The 22,706-nt window shown below is 59.3% G+C and carries 15 protein-coding genes and 1 tRNA gene; 8 read left to right on the top strand and 8 right to left on the bottom strand.

Translation table 11 applies throughout. The features are described from left to right. Positions 1–96: 96 nt before the first annotated feature. Together SFLMC1_RS02390 and SFLMC1_RS02385 are read right to left on the bottom strand one after the other, a co-directional pair. Positions 97–2,625 (bottom strand): phosphoketolase, encoded by a 2,529-nt coding sequence (locus SFLMC1_RS02390; protein ID WP_152073304.1) that lies wholly within the window; start codon positions 2,623–2,625, stop codon positions 97–99. 204 nt (positions 2,626–2,829) lie between these two features. Next, the gene (locus SFLMC1_RS02385; RefSeq protein WP_152073303.1) at positions 2,830–3,858 is read right to left on the bottom strand and encodes a LacI family DNA-binding transcriptional regulator; all 1,029 of its coding nucleotides are present in this window, start codon (positions 3,856–3,858) and stop codon (positions 2,830–2,832) included. Positions 3,859–4,098: 240 nt separating this feature from the next. On the opposite strand from SFLMC1_RS02385, the gene murB reads away from it, so the two are divergent. Further along, a complete protein-coding gene (gene murB, locus SFLMC1_RS02380) occupies positions 4,099–5,061 on the top strand; it encodes a UDP-N-acetylmuramate dehydrogenase (protein WP_152073302.1) in 963 nt (320 codons plus the stop codon). A 98-nt stretch (positions 5,062–5,159) separates the two neighbouring features. Here the strand turns inward: murB and SFLMC1_RS02375 are convergent, their stop codons facing one another. Further along, entirely contained in the window at positions 5,160–6,365 is a 1,206-nt protein-coding gene (locus SFLMC1_RS02375; RefSeq protein WP_152073301.1) for a coiled-coil domain-containing protein, read from the bottom strand. A 267-nt stretch (positions 6,366–6,632) separates the two neighbouring features. Between SFLMC1_RS02375 and galE the strand changes: the two genes are divergently transcribed. The 3 genes from galE to glgP all read left to right on the top strand — a co-directional run bounded on the left by galE (position 6,633) and on the right by glgP (position 11,816). Further along, positions 6,633–7,694: a UDP-glucose 4-epimerase GalE gene (gene galE, locus SFLMC1_RS02370; protein WP_152073300.1), complete on the top strand. Its 1,062-nt coding sequence runs from the start codon at positions 6,633–6,635 to the stop codon at positions 7,692–7,694. Positions 7,695–7,902: 208 nt separating this feature from the next. Then, positions 7,903–9,420 carry a 4-alpha-glucanotransferase gene (gene malQ, locus SFLMC1_RS02365; RefSeq protein WP_226814191.1) on the top strand — a complete coding sequence of 506 codons (1,518 nt, stop codon included), beginning with the start codon at positions 7,903–7,905 and terminating at the stop codon, positions 9,418–9,420. Positions 9,421–9,548: 128 nt separating this feature from the next. Further along, positions 9,549–11,816 carry a glycogen/starch/alpha-glucan family phosphorylase gene (gene glgP, locus SFLMC1_RS02360; RefSeq protein WP_152073299.1) on the top strand — a complete coding sequence of 756 codons (2,268 nt, stop codon included), beginning with the start codon at positions 9,549–9,551 and terminating at the stop codon, positions 11,814–11,816. A gap of 454 nt (positions 11,817–12,270) precedes the next feature. Here glgP and SFLMC1_RS02355 read toward each other — a convergent pair whose 3' ends face one another. From SFLMC1_RS02355 to SFLMC1_RS02335, 5 genes are all read right to left on the bottom strand, one after another. Beyond that, on the bottom strand, positions 12,271–13,470 hold the full coding sequence (locus SFLMC1_RS02355; protein ID WP_152073298.1) for an ABC transporter ATP-binding protein: 1,200 nt from the start codon (positions 13,468–13,470) through the stop codon (positions 12,271–12,273). Between the two features lie 68 nt (positions 13,471–13,538). Next, positions 13,539–14,378: a carbohydrate ABC transporter permease gene (locus SFLMC1_RS02350; RefSeq protein ID WP_118206554.1), complete on the bottom strand. Its 840-nt coding sequence runs from the start codon at positions 14,376–14,378 to the stop codon at positions 13,539–13,541. Further along, positions 14,378–15,232, bottom strand: coding sequence for a carbohydrate ABC transporter permease (locus SFLMC1_RS02345; RefSeq protein ID WP_152073297.1), 855 nt, complete (start codon positions 15,230–15,232; stop codon positions 14,378–14,380). The genes SFLMC1_RS02350 and SFLMC1_RS02345 overlap by 1 nt, the downstream gene beginning before the upstream one ends. An 87-nt stretch (positions 15,233–15,319) precedes the next feature. Beyond that, positions 15,320–16,636 carry an ABC transporter substrate-binding protein gene (locus SFLMC1_RS02340; RefSeq protein ID WP_152073296.1) on the bottom strand — a complete coding sequence of 439 codons (1,317 nt, stop codon included), beginning with the start codon at positions 16,634–16,636 and terminating at the stop codon, positions 15,320–15,322. Positions 16,637–16,929: 293 nt separating this feature from the next. Beyond that, positions 16,930–17,649, bottom strand: coding sequence for a GntR family transcriptional regulator (locus SFLMC1_RS02335; RefSeq protein WP_152073295.1), 720 nt, complete (start codon positions 17,647–17,649; stop codon positions 16,930–16,932). Positions 17,650–17,876: 227 nt separating this feature from the next. On the opposite strand from SFLMC1_RS02335, the gene SFLMC1_RS02330 reads away from it, so the two are divergent. From SFLMC1_RS02330 to SFLMC1_RS02315, 4 genes are all read left to right on the top strand, one after another. Then, positions 17,877–20,330 carry a PTS transporter subunit EIIC gene (locus SFLMC1_RS02330; protein WP_152073294.1) on the top strand — a complete coding sequence of 818 codons (2,454 nt, stop codon included), beginning with the start codon at positions 17,877–17,879 and terminating at the stop codon, positions 20,328–20,330. 128 nt (positions 20,331–20,458) lie between these two features. Continuing rightward, positions 20,459–21,472 (top strand): polyprenyl synthetase family protein, encoded by a 1,014-nt coding sequence (locus SFLMC1_RS02325; RefSeq protein WP_152073293.1) that lies wholly within the window; start codon positions 20,459–20,461, stop codon positions 21,470–21,472. Between the two features lie 139 nt (positions 21,473–21,611). Continuing rightward, positions 21,612–22,517 carry a peptidoglycan-binding domain-containing protein gene (locus tag SFLMC1_RS02320; RefSeq protein WP_187323823.1) on the top strand — a complete coding sequence of 302 codons (906 nt, stop codon included), beginning with the start codon at positions 21,612–21,614 and terminating at the stop codon, positions 22,515–22,517. A gap of 38 nt (positions 22,518–22,555) precedes the next feature. Beyond that, positions 22,556–22,627, top strand: a tRNA-Gln gene (locus SFLMC1_RS02315). Positions 22,628–22,706: the final 79 nt, after the last annotated feature.

Below are 22,706 nucleotides of genomic sequence, written 5' to 3'. Positions count from 1 at the left end.
GGTGCCCTTCCTCGGGGAAGTTCGCGAAGCCCACTTCCCCGAGGAAGGGCACCCGCCCGGAGCAGGCCCCAGCGCGAGGCCGTCCCGGATGCCTACTTACTCGTTGTCGCCCGCGGTCATTTGGGTTGCGGAGAGTGCGCCGTCGGCTGCGGTTGCGGCAGCGGCGTCCGGCCAGACCCAATCGGTGAAGGCCGGGTGATCGTAGCCCTCGTCGCAAGCGAACTCGAAGGCCTCGGTGCGGAAGGCCTCCCACTCGTTGATCTGCTCGGCAAACTTATCGGCATCGACCATGCACAGCACGTCGGCAGCCAGGGCCCAGCGGTCCATGTTGTTCAGGCGCAGCATGTCGAACGGCGTGGTCGTGGAACCCTTCTCCTCGTAGCCGTGGACGCGGAAGGCGTCGTGGCCGGGGCGGTTCCAGATCAGGCGGCGAATCGTGCCGGCATAGGCGTGGAAGGCAAAGAGGACAGGCTTCTCGCCGCAGCCGAAGAGCTCAGCCCAGCGCTTATCGCTGATGGCCCGGTCGTTCTCGCAGACATTCTGGATCTTGAGCAGGTCGACCACGTTAACGAACCACACCTTAATGCCTAGCTCGCGCAGCATATCGGTTGCAGCCAGGGCCTCGAGCGTCGGCACGTCACCGCAGGTGGCGACCACGACGTCGGCCTCGGCGAGCGAGTCGGCAGTCGATGCCCACTCCCAAATCGCGACACCCTCGGCGAGCTCGGACTTGGCCTCGTCGACCGTCTGGAAGGTGGGGGCGGGCTGCTTGCCACAGAAGATGGCGTTGACGCAGTCGGTGGACTGGTAGACGCGCTCGGCCACAGCGAGGGACATATTGGCGTCGGCCGGATAGTAAGCATTCACGATATGCGTGTCGTTGGCCTTGTTGAGCAGCAGGTCGATAAAACCGGGGTCCTGGTGCGAGAAGCCGTTGTGGTCTTGGCGCCACACGTGGCTCGACAGCAAAATGTTGAGGCCGCTGATGGGAGCACGCCACGGAATCTCGCGCTTGGTGGCCTCGAGCCATTTGCAGTGCTGGTTGACCATGGAATCGACGACGTGGACAAAGCTCTCGTAGGAGCTCCACACGCCGGAGCGGCCGGTGAGCACGTAGGCCTCGAGGAAGCCCTCGCACTGGTGCTCGGACAGCTGCTCGACAACCTTGCCGGAACCGGCCAGCAGCTCGTCGTTGGCCTCGTCCTCGTAGAAGCCGGCATCCCACTGCTTCTTGGTCACCTTGTAGGCAGCCTGCAGGCGGTTGGACGCGGTCTCGTCGGGACCGAAGATGCGGAAGTCGTCCATGTTCTTGGCCAGGACGTCGGCAGTGTACTCGCCAAAGACGCGGGCGGCCTCGGTGGAGCCCCAGCCGTGACCCTTACTTGCGACGGGAATCTCGTGGGCATGAATATCGGGCAGTTCGAGGTCGCGGCGCACCTTTCCGCCGTTCGCGTTGGGGTTGGCGCCGATGCGCAGCTCGCCGGTCGGCATAAAGGCCGTCACCTCGGGGCGCACCTGCCCCTCGGGCGTAAAGAGCTCCTCGGGCTCGTAGGAGCGCAGCCACTCACGCAACACGCGGAAGTGCTCGTGGGTGTCCTTGGCACTCGCCAGCGGAACCTGATGGGCGCGCCAGGAGTCCTCGGTCTTCTTGCCGTCGATGTGCTTGGGGCAAGTCCAGCCCTTGGGCGTGCGGAACACGATCATGGGATAGGCCGGGCGGACCACGGTCTCGCCCGCGGCTGCCTGGGCCTGAGCGGTGGCCTTGATGTCGCAGATCTCGTCAAAGACCTGCTCAAACAGGGCAGCAAAACGCGCATGAATGCTCACGTGGCTCTCGTCGTCAAAACCGGCGACAAAGAAGTGCGGCTTGTAGCCCATGCCCTCAAAGAACTTGGTGAGCTCCTCGTCGGACACGCGGGCGAGGATGGTGGGATTGGCGATCTTGTAACCGTTGAGGTGCAGGATTGGCAGAACGATACCGTCGGTTGCCGGGTTCACGAGCTTATTGGACTGCCAAGAGGTCGCGAGCGGACCGGTCTCGGACTCACCGTCGCCCACCACGGCCACGGCCAGCAGGCTCGGGTTGTCCATGACGGCGCCGTAGGCGTGGCTGAGCGTGTAGCCGAGCTCGCCGCCCTCGTGGATGGAGCCGGGCGTCTCGGGCGCAAAGTGGCTCGGGATGCCACCGGGATAAGAGAACTGGCGGAAGAACTTCTGCAGGCCGGCCTCGTCATTGGTGATGTCGGGACGAATCTCACGGTAGGTACCATCGAGCAGCGACTGGGCGGTGCCGGCGGGGCCACCGTGGCCCGGGCCCATCAAGAAAATAGCATTCTGGTTGTGGTCGGCAATAAGGCGGTTGACGTGGCCGAACAGGAAGTTAATGCCGGGCGTGGTGCCCCAGTGACCGACCAGGCGGTGCTTAACGTCCGGACGACCAAAGTCGCGCACCTCACCGGTTTTCTCGTCAACAAAGTCGGGGCGCATCAGCGGGTTGGAGCGAAGGTAAATCTGGCCGACGGACAGGTAGTTCGATGCGCGCCAATACAGGTCGACGCCCTCGAGCTCGGAAGCCGGCACCTCGTGGCCCAGCTTTTGCCACGGCGTTCCCAGAGTTTTAGCCATTGTTTATGTCCCTTCGCTGTATGGTCACCCTCCGATACGGCAACCTTTCGTTGGGACTAGTATATTTGCTAAAACGTTTTATCTATATGAAAAAACGTTTTACCATCCTGATTTGCCATGTTGACAGGCAGAAGCAGACATTCACCTGCGACATTGCCTGTCACAGGTGCTCCACATTCAGTCCCTGCAAATTGATAAACGTGTTTAGTTATGTTTAGTAAGCTCGAGCACGCTGCCCTTAACGATAAGCGCCGGCTCCAGAACGACCTCTTCGGCACGTCTACCGCCCCTGCCGGCAAGACGCTTGGACATGCAGCCAAAAGCATGCTCCGCAAGGACACCAGGATCCTGCTCGATCGCGGTCAGCGCCGGCTCAAAGAGAACGTCGGCCGCCGAGTTGTCATAGCTCACCACCGAGATATCGTCCGGGATGCTCTCACCCATCTCGTGCAGGCGCTTGAGCAAACCGAGGGCAATGTTATCCGAGCTTGCGAACACGGCGGTGGCGTCGGTTGCGAGCACCGCCTCCGAGGCCTCGTAGGCACTCGGAATGTAGTACTCGCTCTCAAACTCCAAACGCGCGTCGATCGGCAGGCCAACCTCGCGCAGCGCGCGCTCATAGCCGGCAAGTCGCTTGCGGCCCGTATTGGAACGGCGCGCGTTAACCAAGCAGGCAATGCGACGGTGGCCTTGCTCGATCAAGTAGCGGGTAGCCATGTAGCCACCCATCTCGTGGTCGAACATCACCTTGTCGCACTCGAGTCCCTCAATGGCACGGTCGACCATAACAGCCGGGATAGGCAGATGGCTGACCTCTTCGCGCAGGGCGCGGTCGTCCGAGAACTCGTCGCCCACGACCAAGAACACACCGTCGACGCCACGCGTCACCAGCTGGCGCAGGAGCTCCAGATCGTCCTCGGCACTTCCACCCGAGCTGGTAATAAAGAGCGCGTAGCCGTCCTCGCGGCAGCGCTTTTCCAGGCTGCCGGCGAGCGAGGCAAAAAAGCGGCTCTCGATGTTGGGAACGATAAGGCCCAGCGTGCGCGACTCGCGCATGACCAGGCTGCGCGCAATCTGGTTAGGAACATAGTGGTTGCGCGCCGCGACCTCTTTGATGCGCTTGCGGTTTTCTTCCGAGATGCGACAAGGCCGATTGTTAAGGACAAGCGAGACCGATGAGGGGGAAAGCCCCACCTCCTGGGCAATCTGCTTAAGAGTAACTTTGTTACCCATCTCGCTCCTTCCGAGTATTCGCGCAATCTCTTGAAAGTATAGCGACCGTCCCTCTACCTTGATGATAAACACTTTACCAATCCGGTAGACGGCTGTTTTATCGCCGCGATTGGTGCAAAGCAACCTGACCCCTTTGCACCATGTGATGCATTGGGGCCAGGTTACTTTGCACCAAATCCATCCGGGTGGGGTATATTGCATTCGATTGATGAAAACGACCACCATAAGGCGGATATTCGTATGCACGAGAATGACTTTTTTAACGAGGACCTGCTCTGCGCGCTCGCCGGTGTTGCTGGCGAGGACAATGTGCTCATGAGCGAGCCCATGCGCGAGCACACCACGTTTAAGATCGGCGGTCCGGCCGATGTCTTCGTTACGCCCGATACCGAGCAGGGCCTCGTCGCCACGCTCGACACCTGCTACCGTTGCGATCTGCCGCTCACCATCGTGGGCAACGGTTCCGACCTGCTCGTCGGCGACAAGGGCATCCGCGGCGTCGTCGTGGTGCTGGGCGAAGGCCTCTCCAACATCACCGTCGACGGCACGCATGTCACGGCAGCAGCCGGCGCGCTGCTCTCGGATGTCGCGGCCGCGGCAGCCGAGGCCGGCCTTACCGGCATGGAGCCCATCTCGGGCATCCCCGGCTCGGTCGGCGGCGCCTGCTATATGAACGCCGGTGCCTACGGCGCCTGCATGGCCGATGTCCTGGAGTCCGTGCGTGTCTATAAGCCCGCCCGCGTGCTCGACGACGGCACGCGCGGCAGCGGCAACATCATTGAGTTCGATGTCGATGAGCTCAACCTGGGCTATCGCAAAAGCCGCATCGCCGACGACGGCTTTATCGTACTCTCGGCAACCTTCAACCTCGCCCCGGGCAACGCCGCGATGATCAAGGCCGACATGGACGATTACCGCCAGCGCCGCGAGGACAAGCAGCCGCTCGACATGCCGAGCGCCGGCTCCACCTTCAAGCGCCCCGAGGGCTACTTTGCCGGCAAGCTCATCATGGACGCCGGCCTGCGCGGTCACGCCATCGGCGGTGCACAGGTGAGCGAGAAGCACTGCGGCTTCATCGTCAACGCCGACCACGCCACCGCCGCCGACGTCGACGAACTCATCCGCCACATTCAAGCAACCGTCAAGGACCAATTCGGAGTAGACCTACAACCCGAAGTCCACCGAATCGGCGAATTTCTATAAAAAGAAGGCCCCGAAAGGGGCCTTCACTTTCTTTTATTCAGACAACCAGTCCGGTGAGTCGTGCTCAGGACCCGAGAGGACCGCGTGCCCCGTCGGCTTTACGACAGCGCAATACCGCCGAGCCAGCCCCAACGCACGCCAGAGCCAGTACCGTAAAAGCCAATGAACGAATCGAGCGACTTCGATGTAATGGCGCCCTCGTTGCTCATAACGATGCCACCGCCGACATAGATGCCCACATGGCCATACAGCAGGCCCGGCGTACCGGTGCCGCTATGCGAGGAGTCGGCCACAATCATGCCCACCTGCAGCGCCGAGCGGTCGGAGCTATAGCACCAGGCGTTAAACATATCGCACGCGTTACCGCCAAAGTAGCCAACGCCGGCGTTACGGAAGACATTGGTAACCCACGCCGCGCACCAGTTCTGACCCGGCGAAGGCGTGGAGTAGCACGCGTTGACGACGGCCTGCTGCTTGCCCGAGCCGGCATTCTGCTGCGGCGTTCCGGGCGCATACGATCCGCCACCCGAGCTCGAACCACCCGAGTAGGAATTGTTCTTGTTCGCGGCGGCCGCGGCAGCGGCGGCCTTCTTGGCAGCCTCCTCAGCCTGGGCGGCAGCGAGAATCTCGGAATCGCGCTGAGCCATGAGCTCCTTGACATCTTCGGAAAGACCGCTCAGCACGGTCTGGACCTCTTGCTGCTTGGCCTGCATGTCCTGCATCTGGGCAGTCTGCTGGTCCTTGAGCTTCTCCAAGTCGGCCTTCTGCGACTCGAGCGCGGTCTTTTGCGCATCGAGCTCTTCCTGGATGGTCTGGATGTCCTCGATGGCGTCGCGGTCGCTCTTGTTGACCTTCTCAACATAGTGCGCATTGGCGACGAGTTCCTCAAATGAGCCAGAAGCCAGTAGCAGCGACAGAATGTTGGTGCCGCCCGACTTGTAGCTGGCGGCAACGCGATCGGAAAGATCGTTGCGCTTCTTTTTGAGCTCGGCCTTCTTTTCATCAATCTGCGCCTGCGTGCTGTCGATCTGGCCCTGTACGCCCTCGATATCGTTGAGGGTCTGGGCGTTTTTGTTGGCCAGCGCCGCATATTCATTTGCGATGCTGTCGAGCTGCGCCTGGACCTCGTCGAGCTGGGCCTGGGCGGCATTCAGTTTGTCAGTGGTTTCTTGGCTGGCCTCAGCCGCATGGGCGCGAGCGGGCAGACCAAAAAGAACGGCTGCAGAAGCTGCGCCGAACAGAGCCTTGAGGGCAGTGCGACGCGAGAGCTCCTGGGAAAGGATGGAATCGCTGTTTGGTGACATATCTACTCCGTTACATGTTTATTTATATGTCGCTCAACTCATACATATTAGCGTACATCCGGCGCATCCCAACGATTTCCACGAACGGCAGCAAACCGTATGGTCGGCGGCTCGTATGCAAGTGCCAAAGTCGAGGTTATGCCCACGCAAGCATTTCTATGAGTACGTTAACATCAATCCTCTGGTTTTCCTGCCCCGCACGTTTTGGGCACTCCCGGCTGCGCTATACTCCCCTCAAGAAGTGTTCCTGATTCGATAGGAGACTACATGTCCAAAGCACTCGACCCCAAAGACACCTGCGTCCTCGTTACCGGCGGTGCCGGCTTTATCGGCTCGCACACCGTCGTTCAGCTGCTCGAGGGTGGCTACCAGGTTGTCGTCGTCGATGACCTCTCCAACTCCAGCGCTGTCGCCGTCGACCGCGTCAAGACCATCGTGGGCGACGAGGCCGCCAAGAACCTCACCTTCTACGAGGCCAACGTGCTCGACCGCGATGCGATGGACAAGATCTTCGATACCCACCAGATCGACCGTGTCATCCACTTCGCCGGCTTTAAGGCCGTTGGCGAGTCGGTGAGCAAGCCCGTCGAGTACTACCACAACAATATCGAGAACACCCTGGTGCTCATTGACGTCATGCGCAACCATGGCTGCAAGTCCATCATCTTCTCGAGCTCCTCGACCGTCTACGGCGATCCGGACCATCCGCCCGTCACCGAGGAAGACCCCAAGAAGCCCGCGACCAACCCCTACGGTTGGACCAAGTGGATGATTGAGCAGATCCTCATGGACGTCCACACCGCCGACCCCGAGTGGGACGTCGTGCTGCTCCGTTATTTCAATCCCATCGGCGCCCATCCGTCGGGCCTGATCGGCGAGGATCCCAAGGGTATCCCCAACAACCTGGTGCCTTACGTCGCCCAGGTCGCCGTCGGTAAGCTCGAGGCCGTTCAGGTCTTTGGCAACGATTACCCCACCCCCGACGGCACCGGTGTTCGCGACTACATCCACGTGTGCGACCTGGCATCTGGTCACGTGGCCGCCCTCAACTGGATGAACGGCAAGACCGGCGTCGAGATCTTTAACCTGGGCACCGGCACCGGCACCTCGGTACTCGAGGTCGTCGCCGCCTTCTCCAAGGCCTGCGGCAAGGAGCTGCCCTACGTGATCCGCGAGCGCCGTGCCGGCGACATCGCCGCCAACTGGTGCGATGCCTCCAAGGCCGAGCGCATGATGGGTTGGAAGGCCCAGTACGACATCGCGGATATGTGCCGCGACAGCTGGAATTGGCAGAGCCACAACCCCAACGGCTTCGCCGACGCCGAGTAGCAAAAACCTGCATGCTGTTCTTGCCCCGATCTCACGATGTGAGACCGGGGCTTTTTCATGGCGCGTAACCATTCACTGAAATCCGAGCAACTTTTCCATCTTACCTATACATGTTTAAACAACATGTTCTACAATAGGCGTATTGAATCAGAGCACCGGGGGCGGACTGTTCACCCATCTGCAGGCCGGTCCCACAACAAGAAGGTTGGTGAGCGCATCCATGGAGCGTGCAAGCGGTGTTCTCATGCCCATCTCGTCCCTGCCCGGACCGTACGGCATCGGCGGCTTTGGCTGGAACGCCTACGACTTTGTCGATTTCCTCGCCTCGTGCAAACAACATTATTGGCAGATTCTGCCCCTTACGACGACGAGCTATGGCGACTCGCCCTATCAGTCATTCTCGGCCCGTGCGGGCAACCCCAATTTCATCGACTTTGTCGAGCTTATCGAGACAGGTTACCTGGAGCAGCGCGATATCGACGGCGTGGACCTAGGCTCCGACCCCAACAACGTTGACTATGGCGCTATCTTTGTTGGCCGTCGTCAGATTCTCGACCGCGCCGCCGAGCGCTTTGCCGCCGACAAGCCGGCCGATTTTGACGACTATGTCCAGGCAAACGAAGACTGGCTCATTCCTTACTGCGAGTTCATGACCGTCAAGGAGGAATGCGGTCTCAAGGCATTTTGGGAGTGGCCTGCAGAGCTCCGTACCCGCGGTGAGGCTTCTGCCAAGGTCTGCTCCGCCCATCCCGCGCGCATGCTCTACCACCAGATGACGCAGCACTTCTTCAATCGTCAGTGGAGCCGCCTCAAGGCCTATGCCAACGAGCGCGACATCCTTATCATCGGCGACTTGCCTATCTACGTCTCGCGCGACTCGGTCGAGATGTGGGCCACGCCCGAGCTCTTTAAGATCGACGCCGCCGGCAATCCCATCAGCGTCGCGGGAACGCCGCCCGATCAGTTCTCGGCCACCGGCCAGTACTGGGGCAATCCCATCTACGACTGGGACGCCATGGAGGCCGACGGTTTCTCCTGGTGGGAAGGCCGTATCCGCGCCGCCCTCGACATGTACGATGTCATCCGCCTGGATCACTTCCGCGGCTTCGAGGCCTATTGGGAGGTGCCTTTCTCCTCACCCGATTCGTCCTACGGTTCGTGGACGCAGGGCCCCGGCCTCAAGCTCTTCAAGACGCTCGAGGAAAAGCTCGGCACGCTGCCTATTATCGCCGAGGACCTGGGCTTTCTTACCCCCGGCGTCATCGATATGCGCGACACCTCGGGCTTCCCCGGCATGAAGATCCTGCAGTTTGCCTTTGAGGGCACCAACTCGTATTACCTGCCGCATAACTACATCGCCAATACCGTCGCCTATGTAGGCACGCACGACAACGAGACGGCGCGCGGTTGGTTCGAGGGTACGGCCACTCCGCGTCAGCGCGAGCAAGCTGCCTTGTACACCCACCAGCAGGCCGGCGAGCCCATGGCCGATGCACTCAACCGCACCATCGCCGCCAGCGTAAGCGATACCTGCATCTACACCATGCAGGACCTGCTCAACCTGGGCAACGAGGCACGCATCAACACTCCCGCCACCCTGGGTGGCAACTGGACCTGGCGCATGCTCGATGGCGCCATCACCCGCGAGCTCGAGCACAAGCTTACCGACTGGACCGAGACCTACTTCCGTATCCCGTCGGAAGCCGAAATTGAGCTTCCCCAATAGGAGCCACCGCGCCCGAACCCACTACACCGTGCGGACGCGTCCGTTTTTCCCGCGCGAGGCCGCCCCAACCCCTCGCGCGGGATTCTTATGAATTGCAGACATGTAATCAACCCATCACAGGAGGAAACATGCCCCGTATCAATCTCACAGAACTCGCCGAGCAGTCCTTTGGAACCTCGCTCGAGCAGCTCGATGACCGTCATATTTATAAGCTGCTGGTCAAGCTCGTGCAGGAGCGCTCAGCCGCCTGCCCGCTCAACAATGGCAAGAAAAAGCTCTATTACATCTCTGCTGAGTTCTTGATTGGCAAACTGTTGATCAACAACATGATCGACCTCGGTATCTATAACGAGGTTAAGGACCAGCTCACCGCCGCCGGCCACGACCTCAACAAGATCGAGGAGTTCGAGGTCGAGCCTTCGCTCGGTAACGGCGGCCTGGGCCGTCTGGCCGCATGCTTCTTGGATTCCATCGCAACGCTGGGCCTTACCGGCGACGGCGTGGGCCTCAACTACCATTACGGCCTGTTCCGCCAGCGCTTTGTCGACAACCAGCAGCAGGCCGTCCCCGACGAGTGGCTCGGCGAGCAGGATATCCTGATCGATGACGACCGCTCCTACACTGTTGAGTTCGGCGCCTTTGCCGTTACCTCCAAGCTCGTCAACATCGACGTGCCTGGCTACGGCCAGCCCACCAAAAACCGCCTGCGCCTGTTCGACTTGGCGAGCGTCGACGACGGTCTGGTCCCCGGCAGCTCCATCGACTTCGACAAGACCGAGATCGCCAAGAACCTCACCTTGTTCCTCTACCCCGACGATTCCGACGAGCAGGGCCGCCTGCTTCGCATCTACCAGGAGTACTTCATGGTGAGCAACGCCGCCCAGCTCCTGATCGACGAGGCCATCGAGCGCGGCAGCAACCTGCACGATCTGGCCGACTACGCCGTGGTCCAAATTAACGACACGCACCCCACCATGGTCATCCCTGAGCTCATTCGCCTGCTCACCACCGAGCACGACATCGAGTTTGACGAGGCCGTTGCCATTGTGCGCTCCATGGTCGCCTACACTAACCACACGATTCTTGCCGAGGCGCTCGAAAAGTGGCCGCTCACCAGCCTGCAGAGGGTCTCGCCCGCCATCGCCGACATCATCGTCAAGCTCGATGAGATCGCAAAGACCGAGCACGACGACCCGCGCGTCGCCATCATCGACGAATACGACACCGTCCACATGGCCCACATGGACATTCACTTTGGCTTCTCCATCAACGGCGTCGCCGCACTCCACACCAAGATCCTGGAGGATACCGAGCTTCATCCGTTCTACGAGATCTACCCCGAGAAGTTCTCAAATAAGACCAACGGTATCACCTTCCGCCGCTGGATCCAGGGAGCCAACCCCGCGCTCGCCAGCCTGCTCGACGACGTGATCGGCACCGATTGGCGCAGCACCGGCAACCTGAGCAAGCTTGCCAAGTTCGTTGACGACAAAGATGTTCTTGAGCGCCTGGCTGCCACCAAGACCGATACCAAGGCCATCATGCGCCAGTTCATGGCGCTCGAGCAGGGTGTGACCATTCCCTCCAACGCCATCATCGACGTCCAGGTCAAGCGTATCCACGAGTACAAGCGCCAGCAGATGCTCGCGCTCTACATCATCTGGAAGTATCTCGACATCAAGAACGGCAATAAGCCTAAGCACCCCGTCACCATCATCTTTGGCGGCAAGGCGGCCCCTGCCTACACCATCGCCCAAGACATCATTCACCTGATCCTGACGCTGTCCCAGTGGATAGCCAACGACCCCAACGTGGCCCCCTACCTGCAGGTTGTCATGATCGAGCACTACAACGTCACCGCTGCCGAGCGCGTGATCCCCGCTGCTGACATCTCCGAGCAGATCAGCCTGGCCTCCAAGGAGGCGAGCGGCACCTCCAACATGAAGTTCATGCTCAACGGCGCCTTGACCCTGTGCACGCTCGACGGCGCGAATGTGGAGATCGCCGAGCTCGTCGGCGACGAGAACATCTATACCTTTGGCGCCTCATCCAAACAGGTCGAGCAACTCTACGCCGACGGCGCCTATGACGCCGGCGCGCTCTACCGCAAGCCCGGCATCAAGCTGCTGGTGGACTTCATCACCAACCCGGCCTTTATGGCGACCGGCAACGCGGAGCGCCTGCAGCGTCTGCACGACGACATTAAGGGCAAGGACTGGTTTATGGCCCTACTCGACATTGAGGAGTACATCCAGACCAAGGAGCGCGTACTGGTCGACTACGAGGACCAGGACGCCTGGATGCGCAAGGCGCTCATCAATATCGCCAACGCCGGCACCTTCTCGTCCGACCGCACCATCTCCCAGTACAACGACGAGATCTGGCACCTGAACTAATTTCACTTCCCTTACCCATCCTCTTGAAAACGGAGTCGCGGCAACACGGCTCCGTTTTTTGTGCCCTTGTATTGCCCGTGGCTTGCCTCGACCAAACAATCTCAATCTGTAACATCTGGCCGGCAAAATTGAGTCTACCTGTTACAGAATGAGACAGACGGGCAAGGCGGCTAAAACAATCTCAATCTGTAACAGGTAGCTGCCGAAATCAGCCTCTCGTGTTACAGATCGAGACGAAAGGACAGGCGGCTCAACTCAATCTCGTTCTGTAACAACTTGACCGACTTTGGCCCTCTACCTGTTACAGTTCGAGACAAACTGACAGATGGGCAGCCCCAACACAAAGAAAGGCTCCCCTCTCGCCTCGTGGATGAGAGGGAAGCCTTATATGTGACCGCGGCAGAAGGATGGCAATACCGCAGTCGACCAAAGGGAGAGCCTGGATGCACCGGGCCTAGATAAGGTTCTTGCCAGACACCTTATCGAACAGATGGGTCGCGTTCTTCTCGAACTTGAACCAGATGGGGTCGCCCGCCTCGAGCGCACCCTTGGCCTCAAGATCGACGACGGGGATGATCAGGACAAACTGGCCGTCGGGAGCGGTCACGTGGACGTGCTCGGTCGAACCCATGAGCTCGGTCACCTCGACGGTGCCCTGAAGCGCACCCTCCTCGTCCTTGTCGGCAAGCAGAATCTGCTCGGGGCGCACGCCGGCCGTGATCTCCTTCACGTCGCCGCCGTCCCAGTTAAGAGCGAGCTGAGCGCAGGTCTCGGGGGCGAGCGCCACGTTCATATCCTCGGTCTTGACGGTGAAGCCGTTGCCCGAGCGCACCAGCTGGGCATCGAAGAAGTTCATCTGCGGCACGCCGATAAAGCCGGCGACGAAGATGTTCGCGGGATGGTTGAAGACCTCCTGTGGGGTGGCGATCTGCTGGACGACGCCGTCCTTCATGACCACGATGCGATCGCCGAGGGTCATAGCCTCGGTCTGGTCGTGGGTAACATAGATGAACGTGCCCTTGATCTCGTGGCGCAGCTTAATGAGCTCGGCACGCATCTGGTTACGAAGCTTGGCGTCCAGGTTGGACAGCGGCTCGTCCATCAGGAAGACCTTGGGATCACGCACGATGGCGCGGCCGATAGCGACACGCTGACGCTGGCCGCCCGAAAGCGCCCTGGGCTTACGGTCGAGATACTCGGTAATGCCCAGAATCTCGGCAGCAGAGCGAACCTTACGGTCGATCTCGTCCTTGGGGACCTTCTTGAGCTCAAGCGTAAACGCCATGTTCTCGTACACCGTCATATTGGGGTACAGAGCATAGCTCTGGAACACCATGGCGATGTCGCGGTCCTTGGGTGCCACGTCGTTGACGCGCTTGCCGTCGATGAGCACGTCGCCCGAGGTGATGTCCTCTAGGCCAGCGACCATGCGCATCGTCGTGGACTTACCGCAGCCAGACGGGCCGACGAGAACGATAAACTCCTGGTCATGCACGATGAGGTTAAAGTCCTCCACCGCGAGCACGCCGTCCTCGGTAGCCTTGAGGTTGTGCTTCTTCTCCTCGGTCTTCTTCTTTTTGCCAAAGAAGCCCTTCTTTTTGGACTCGTTGTTGGGATACACCTTCTGAACATGTTTGAGAACGATCTCGGCCATGTCTCTACCTTTCGATACGCGGCGCCGCGCTGAGGGGCGCCGCTAAAACTTGCAAAACAGTAACGGCATCAGCCCTTGACGGCACCTGCCACCACACCGTCGATGATGTACTTCTGGCAGAAGATGTACATGATGACGATGGGGACAACGACCATCATGATGCAGGCCATCATGGGGCCGAGCTCGACGTGGCCGTAGCCGCCGCGGAAGTACTGGATCAAGATAGGAATGGTCTTGTATTTGGTGGAGTCGAGCGTAAGGTAGGGCAGCAGATAGTCGTTCCAGACCCACATGGTCTCGAGGATGCCGACCGAAAGATAGGTGGGCTTCATGATGGGGAGGACGATCTTGAAGAACACCTGGACTGGGTTGCAGCCATCAATCATGGCCGCCTCCTCGATCTCAAGCGGGATGTTCTTTACAAAGCCGGCGAACATAAAGACCGCCAGGCCCGCGCCAAAGCCAAGGTAGATAAAGCAGATGTTGAACGGCGTGTTGAAGCCGATACGGTCCGCCAAATTGGACAGCGTGAACATGAGCATCTGGAAGGGCACGACCATCGAGAAGACGAACAGGTAATAGAAGAAGTTCGAGATCTTGCTGTTGACGCGCACTACGTACCAAGCGCACATGGAGCAGCACACCAAGATCAGAACGACCGACGTGACCGTGATGATGAGCGAGTACATAAACGCCGAGGCAAAGCCCTGCTCGTTCAGGGCGTGCACGTAGTTTGCAAGGCCGTTGAACGTCTCGGGCGTGAGCAGATCGAATGCCGTGGTGGTGCTGATTGCAGTCGCCTTTTTAAAGGAATTGAGCGCAATCATGAACACGGGGTAGATCCATGCGAGCGACAGGATCGTAAAGAAGATCGAGAGCGCACGGTTGATAACCTTATCGCGTTTCATTACTGCTGCACCTCCTTGGACCTCGTGGCCTTAAGCTGGATCATGGAGATTGCTACGACCAGGATGCAGAAGATGACTGCCTTGGCCTGACCAATGCCCTGCCATGCTATGCCGGCACGCGAGTAGAACGTGTTGTAGATATTCAGGGCAAGCATCTCGGTGGAGTGCGCGGGGGCACCACCGGTAAGGGCGAGGTTCTGGTCGAACAGCTTAAAGCCGTTGGTGATGGACAGGAACAGGCAGATGGTGATCGTCGGCATCAGGTTAGGGATCTTAACCTTCCAAAACGTCTGCCATGCCGTGGCACCGTCGACCTTGGCGGCCTCGATGTAGTCGGACGGAATGGACTGCAGACCAGCAATGTAGATGATCATCATGTAGCCGACCTGCTGCCACAGGGTCAGGATGATAAGGCCCCAGAAGCCGGCAGCGGAGTTAAGGGCGATAAGGTCGGCGCCGATGTTGGAGAGCAGGCAATTGATCAGAATCTGCCAAATGTAGCCCAGCACGATGCCGCCGATCAGGTTAGGCATAAAGAATATCGTGCGGAAGATGTTGGTGCCCTTGAGCGCCTTGCGGGTGAGCGCCTGCGCGATGGCGAGGGCGATCACGTTGATGAGCACTGTCGACAGGAAGGCAAACGCCACCGTAAAGAAGAACGACGTAGCAAACTGCGGATCGGACAGCGCGCGCACGTAGTTCTCGATACCGACGAAGTGGGTGTTGTTGATGGTAATAAACTGGCAGAACGAGAGGTAGAAACCCTGGATAAAGGGGATCACGAACCCGATCATAAACGCCAGGCACGTGGGCAGCATAAAGAGCGGCCACCAGCGCTTGAGTGCTTTGCCCATAGAAGGGTCCTTTCAATATGCAGGGGGCGGGCAAACCAACGTCTGCCCGCCCCCTGTTGCTAATCAGATAGCTCGGGCAGCAACTGCTTACTCAGAAGCAGCCTTCTCGGTCTTCCAGCCATCGACGAAGGCGTTCTTGACACCGTCCCACTTGCTGTTGTCGGCAGCGTAGGCAATCAGAGCCTGCTTAAGGTTCTTCTTCCACTCCTCGGAGGGAATGTAGACGAAGTCCCAAGCGACGGTCTTCTTGCCGTCCTTGGCCATGGCGACGGCCTGCTGCGAGAAGATGTTGGTGGTATCTTTGGCGCTCTTGAACGGGGCGGTCAGGCCCATCTTGTCAGCGATGATGCTCGTCGGGGTGTCAGCAGTGACGCACCAATACATAAAGTCCTCGGTAGCCTTCTGGGCGTCCTCGGAAGCCTGGGAGCTGACGCACCAGTAGTTCTCACCGCCGGAGCACAGACCCTGGTTCTCCTCGCCGTCAACGCCGATATAGATCGGCATCATGCCAATCTGGTCGTCCGTCATACCGGCCTTGGTGAGGTCAGCGTAGGCCCAAGAGCCATTCTGATAGAAGACGGCCTTGCCGGTTGCGAACTCGTTGGTGGCGTCGTCACCGGTCTTGGAAGCGAGCTGCGAAGGATCGCAGGTGGAGTCGGTGATGTACAGGTCGAAGATCTGCTTGTAGTTGTCGAGGAACTCACCCTTGATCTCGTCGTCCTCCTGGTTGTGCTCCTTCTCGAACTCGTAGTAGAGCGGCAGGTTGGCGAGGTGGGTGGTGTAGCGCCAGCTGGAGGAGTCGTCCATGCCGGCGGAGGTGAAGGCGCCGTCAACGCCGAGCTCGTCCTTGCGGGCCTGGATGTCGTCGGCACAAGCCTTCAGCTTGTCGAAGGAGTCGATGTCCTCGGCCTTGTAGCCAGCCTTCTCGAGCAGCTGCTTGTTGTAGATGATGCCGTAGCTCTCCTGGACCCAGTCAATGCCCAGATCCTTGCCGTCGGACTGCAGGGCAAGGGAATCGTCGATGAGCTCGCCGCGGACCTTGGTGTCGGACAGATCGGCGCAGTAGTCCTTCCAGTTCTTAAGACCGGTGGGGCCATTGACCTGGAACAGGGTAGGCGCGGAACTCTTAGACATCTCGGACTTGAGCTTCTCCTCGTAGGTGTTGGAGGCGGCGGTCACGATCTTGACCTCGATGCCCTTCTCCTCCTTGTACGCCTTGGCGATCTCCTTCCACTCCTTGTCGACCTCGGGCTTAAAGTTGAGGAAGTAGACCTCGGCAGCGTCACCGGAAGCAGAGGAGCCGGAGCCGGCGGAGCCGCCGCAGCCCACGAGACCGAGGCCCAGAACCGCAGCCGCGGAACCAGCGAAGCCCAGGAACTGCCTTCTGCTCATTTCGTTCTTCATTACCATCCACCCTTTCACACCGTGGCGATCCCTTTCGCCGCCGCCTTCGGAGATTGGTTTGGGGACCGAGCCCCTTTTGCTAACTTGTACAATACGCTCATTGGCTAGTTGTTTGAACAAGTAGTTACTAGAGTGGTAGAAATTCATCGGTGAACGGTTCCTGATCCTTACATGCTTGACAAATATTGTCTAAACAACTAGAGGCGCCTATAAAAAAGGCGACCCGTGTGGCCGATGGGAAATCGGCCGCACGGGTCGCCTCATGTCAAAGACGTGGGCTCATGTGCCAGTCCTTATCGCTTGGAATTGACGCGGTAATGGAAGATCTCGGGGTGCGTACGGGCGTGCGTCACCTCGAACAAGATACCATCCGAGGTGTACGACTGGCTCTCCATGACAGCAACGCAGTTGTATTTGCCAAGGTCAAGATAGCTGCAGTCCTCATCGTTGGCGAGTTCGACACTCACCGTACGACGGCTCGCCATCACTTTGACGCCGCACTTGTGCTCCAGATAGCTGTAGATAGAATCCGCCGCGATCTCGGGGGTCAGACCCTTGGCGATCGACGCCAAAAAATAGCCATGGTCCACTTGGCGCGCGCTGCCGTTAAGGCTTCGGACACGCACTACGCGAATCAGATCCTCGCCCACCTTAAAGCCCAGTCGACGAGAGAGCTGCTCGGTGCAAATCAAATGTTCAAAGGACTTAACGTCCGTCGATGCAACGGCATTGTTGCGCTTTGCAAATTCGCCAAACGACTCGACTTCCTCGAGCGCGCCCAGCATGTCGGTTTCGCCCTTGAGCCAAATAACGCGCACGCCCTTGCCGTGTATGGGCTGCACGAACATCTCGTCGGCCAGCATGCTCAAGGCGCGGCGGACGGTATTGCGCGTGCAGTCAAACTCCGCGGTCAGCTCGGCTTCGGTTGGCAGCATCTCCTGAAACGCATAGGTCCCGTTCATGATGCGCGAGCGGATTTCTCGGTAGATTCCTTCGTATATCGCTTTTGGCATTATTTCACCTCTACATCTTCTTTCTGGCTTGGCACAATAGCATTTCTCAAAGTTGTTCAAACCGATTATCGGTAAAGCGACAGTATTTAACCGTTGGCGGCTTCCGTCGTGCCTAAATCGGTTTCGTTCAAAACTGCCGGCACGACAATCGTCTGGTCCTCTACAATGAATCTATTGTTTAAACGTTTCCCCACGCGCAATGTGTCTCGATATTCGGGAGGCAAACCATGCTGCAGAAAATCCAACGCTTTGGCGGGGCAATGTTCGCGCCCGCTATGCTGTTTTCCATATCGGGCCTTATGGTCGGCATCTCCGCTCTCGCAACAACCGCGGACATCGTCGGCGACCTCGCCGTATACGGAACCCCTTGGTACGTTTTCTGGGCTATCATCCAGCGCGGCTCGTGGACGGTCTTTAAACGACTTCCGCTCCTTTTCGCCGTAGCGCTGCCCATCGGCCTTGCCCAAAAGCAACCGGCACGTTGCTGCCTCGAGGCGCTCGTGGCCTATTTTGCCTACTGCTTCTTTTTGAGCGAGATCATTAAGCTGAGCGGCGACAATCTTGGACTTAAGTACCCGTCGTCTTTGATCCCCGCTAGCGGCATCACCGTCATCGACGGCATCAAGACGCTCGACACCGGCATTATCGGACCGCTGGCAGTCTCGACCATCGTCGTTGCGATCCACGATCGCTTCTACGACGCCAAGGTGCCCGATTGGCTCGGCACATTCTCCGGTTCCTCGCTGGTCTATCTCATCAGCTTTTTCGCTGTGCTCGCCCTTGCCATCGTCTCGGCCGCCATCGTGCCTTCCGTATACGCAGTGACTGAAACGCTGCGCCATGCACTTGTGGGCGTCGGCCCCTTTGGCGTGGGCATCTTTGTCTTTTTAGAACGAGCACTCGAACCCTTTGGCCTGCACCACCTGCTCTACATGCCGATCTACTACGACAACCTGGTCATTAACGACGGCATCTACGCCACGTGGACCAGCTTGCTCCCCATTCTCTCCCATAGCACGCGCCCCCTTAATGAGCTTGCGCCGTGGGCCGGTTTTACCGCCACCGGCTGGGTCAAGCTCTTTGGCCTTCCTGCCATCGCGGCTGCGTTCTACTCCACCGCAAAACCCGAGCGCCGCTCCGGCCTCAGGGTCATCCTTGTTCCTGCCATCATCGCCTCGGTGGTTTGCGGCGTCACCGAGCCGCTCGAGTTTCTCTTTATGTTCACCCACCCCGGGCTCTTTTTGCTCTACGCCGTCTTATCGTCTTGCCTTGCCACAACCATGAATCTCTTTGGCATCGTCGGCATCTTCTCGGGCGGCATCATGGAGATGGCAGCCTTCAACTTTATTCCGCTCATGCGCACGCATGCCGGTGCCTATCTTTTGGCGCTCGGTATCGGCCTTGTCTTTAGCCTCATCTTTTTTGTTAGCTTTCGAGCACTCATCTTGGTCTTTGACCTTAAAACCCCGGGCCGCGAGGATCATGTCGCCAATCACACAGCTGCCACCCGTCTGACGGGACACGATTCCGTCAAAGAACGCGCCGGCAAAGACGGCACAGCCAACAGCCAGTCAAACCAAGATCACCTGCTCGCCGAGCAGGTCGTCGCGCTCTTGGGCGGCGTTTCCAACATTGTGGGCGCAACCAACTGCGCCACGCGGCTGCGCGTCGAAGTCGTGGACCCTTCCATCGTTGCGGACAACGCGTCGTTTGTCGCGGTGGGCGCCAAGGGTCTCATCATTACCGGCAAAACCGCTCAGGTGATTATCGGCATCTCCGTTCCCCGCGTTAAAGAGCATTTTGACCAGATCATGGGTCTCGAGCCGGGGTTCGCATGCGCCGCCTCGCCTTCCCATGCCGCCGACGCCACCAAAAAACATGGCGATATCTGCTTCTTCGACATCGACGGCACGCTCGCCTGGCAAGATCCCAGACTTGCCCAGGAGCTTCCCGAAAATGAGCGCGATCTGTCCCCCTATCCCAATGAAGCGGTCTCGCAGGCCATCCGCGAGTTTGTCGCCAACGGCAACAAAGCCTTTATCTGCACGGGGCGCACCCTCAGCTGTATTCATCCCAAACTACTCGAGCTGCCGTGGGCAGGAATTGTCTGCCTGGCGGGAGGCTACGTCGAACTCGACGGACGCATTGTGCGAAATGCAGCCATGAGCCCTGGCTTGCTGCAACGCCTCGCCCCGTATCTTGAGCAATCGGACGAGGTCATTCGCTTTGAAGGTCTCGATCGCGTCGTGCGCATGAGCGCGGACGCCCCCGAGACGTACGGATACGCCCGTACCGTAGGCGATGCCGTCACAAAGCTCAAGCATTACAGCGCCTACAAGATCCTCATGTCTACGAAGCTCGCCAACCGCATCGCCCAGGATAAAGAGATCGAGCCGCTGCTCTGCTTTAACGAACTCGAGCTCGAGGTGACCGAAATCTCGCCCCGCGAGTGCACCAAGCGAACCGGCATCCAGGCCGTGCTTGGCGCCCTGGGGCCAAACCACGGCACCGTGTACGGCATCGGCGACGCGAGCAATGACATCGCCCTCATGGAGGCGGTCGATGTTGGCATCGCCATGGGCAACGCACCGGACTTCCTCAAGGAAAAGGCGGACTATGTGACCGATTCCATCGATCACGACGGCGTCGTCACCGCACTCGAACACTTTGGGCTTATCTAGCCGAGCCCCTTGCCGCGTTTGCGGCCGCAAGACTCAATCGTCTTCGACCGCCGCGCTCGACGTCCTAATGTGGCAATATGTTGTCTGCATAATGCAACGATGCGACCTAAGAAAGAATGCGAGAGCCTGTGTCCAGTCCGTTTACCAGCTTTTTAGCCCAGCATTTTGACCAGATTAACGACTATCTGGCCACGTTCTTTGACGGACAGGCGACCTCTGCCGATATCGAGCGCTACCTGTATACCCCGCTCTCGGCATTTACGGCCAATGCCGGCAAGCGTCACCGCCCGCTCATCTGCATGCTCGCCGCCACCGCGGTAGGCGGCAGCTTTGAGAGCGCCCGCAGCGCCGCGGCGGCCATCGAGCATTTCCAGTCGGGTGCGCTCATCCACGACGACATCGCCGATAACGGGCAGCTGCGCCGCGGCAAGCCCTGCATGCACCTCACCGAGGGCACGGGGCTTGCCATCAACTGCGGCGACCTCGCGCTCACCATGGTCACCAAGACGGTTCTCGACGATCCCACGCTTGAGCCCAGCGTAAAGCTGCGCGTACTCCACGAGCTTACCGAGATGATCGTCCGCACCATCGAGGGTCAGGCACTCGACTTAGGCTGGGTCCGTGACGCACGCTTCGACATCTCGGTCGACGATTACCTGGACATGGCAACGCACAAGACCGCGTATTACAGCGGAGCCACGCCGCTTGCAACCGGAGCCATCATTGGCGGAGGCAACGAACAGCAGGTCGAGGCGCTGCGCGCCTTTGGCCTGCACACCGGCCTTGCCTTCCAAATTCAAGACGACCTGCTCAACCTTGTTGGCACCAAGGAGGCCGCCAACAAGGACTTCCGCACCGACATCACCGAGGGTAAGCGCACGCTCGTTGCCGTGCACGCCCTGTCTGATGAGCGCTATCACGACGAGATTGAAGCGATTCTCTCCTCGGGCACCGAGGACCCCGCGCAGCTCGCGCGCGCCGTGGAAATCTTCCAGGAGACCGGCTCTATCGATTACGCCCACGCCTACGCGCTGGACCTGACCGCCAAAGCCAAGGCCGCCATCGAGGATGTTTCGCTCGACCCGCATGCACGCGAACTGTTCCTCTCCATGGCAGATTTCTTTGTGGAGCGACTCAACTAGCGAGGGGGTGCAAAATCTGTCGGCAGCGCATTTGGGTACAAGTTGCTACACTGTTGAATGTATGTTTATGCATCCCTTTGCGTCGTCTATCCGACAGGCGCTCAAATAATACGAATGATACGCCGAAAGGGGTTCGTTCATGGAACCTATTACCACGGGCATGCAGGGAGCAGCCGTCGAGGATGTTCAGTCCCGCCTTCTGCAGCTCGGTTACACCATCGATGCCGACGAGGTTGCCGACAAGCGCTTTGGCACCACCACCGAGCAGGCCGTTGGCACGTTTAGACTCGATAGCGGCCTTGCGGCCGGTTACGCCGTCGATATCCCCTGTTGGAGCGCCCTTGTAGACGCTTCGTACAAGTTGGGCGACCGCACGCTCTACCTTCGCATGCCTAATTTTCACGGCGCCGACGTAAAAGCCTTGCAGCGCGCTCTCAACGTTTTGGGCTTTGCCTGTGGCGAAGACGACGGCTACTTTGGTCCGCATACCGAGGCCGCCCTGCAGCAGTTCCAGGAAAATGTCGGCCTGTTTGCCGACGGCATGGCCTTCCAGGACACCTACGCCTACATCAACCGTCTACACCATGTGTGGGAGGGCAAGCCCTCGGTCACCGAAGCCGAGTCTCGCATCGGTTTTGCGCGCGCCGCCAACGTGCTCGAGCGTTTCCAGATTGCCGTCATCGGCGAGGACCCTATCGCGCGCAGCGTAGCATCGCGCATGTGGAACATCGCCACGGCGACGACCGACAGCAGCGGCATGATGCTTTGCGATTCCGAGGTTCCGACCGATGTCGACCTGGTGCTCGAGATCGCAAGTGACGAATTGCCTTCAGACGCCGCCCCGCGCGCCACGATCGCCCTCGCCGAGTGCCACAACCTGGCCCAGCGCATCCGTACCGCCAATGTCGCCGCACAGCAAAAGCCGGCACGAATTCGCATCGAGCTCACCGGCATGACGCGTTACAACGGCACCTTCACTGCCAGCGACGCCCAGACGCTCGCGGTACGCCTGCTCGATGGCGTTTGCGATGCCCTCGCAGATTAGGTAAACTAGACGAGTTGCTTTTGGGCAACACCAAACATTGGGACGTAGTTCAACGGTAGAACTCCGGTTTTTGGTGCCGGCTGTTGGGGGTTCGAATCCCTCCGTCCCAGCCCTTAAGAACATAGCGCTCCAGGCCCTTTTGGACCCGGAGCGCTTTTTCGTGGGCAAGCGGAGGGATTCGAACCCGCC

It is taken from the genome of Collinsella aerofaciens (assembly GCF_901212495.1).
GTDB classification, from domain to species: domain Bacteria; phylum Actinomycetota; class Coriobacteriia; order Coriobacteriales; family Coriobacteriaceae; genus Collinsella; species Collinsella aerofaciens_H.
The sequence above is the reverse complement of the archived record's forward strand: the minus strand, read 5'-3'. Positions and strand labels throughout refer to the sequence as shown.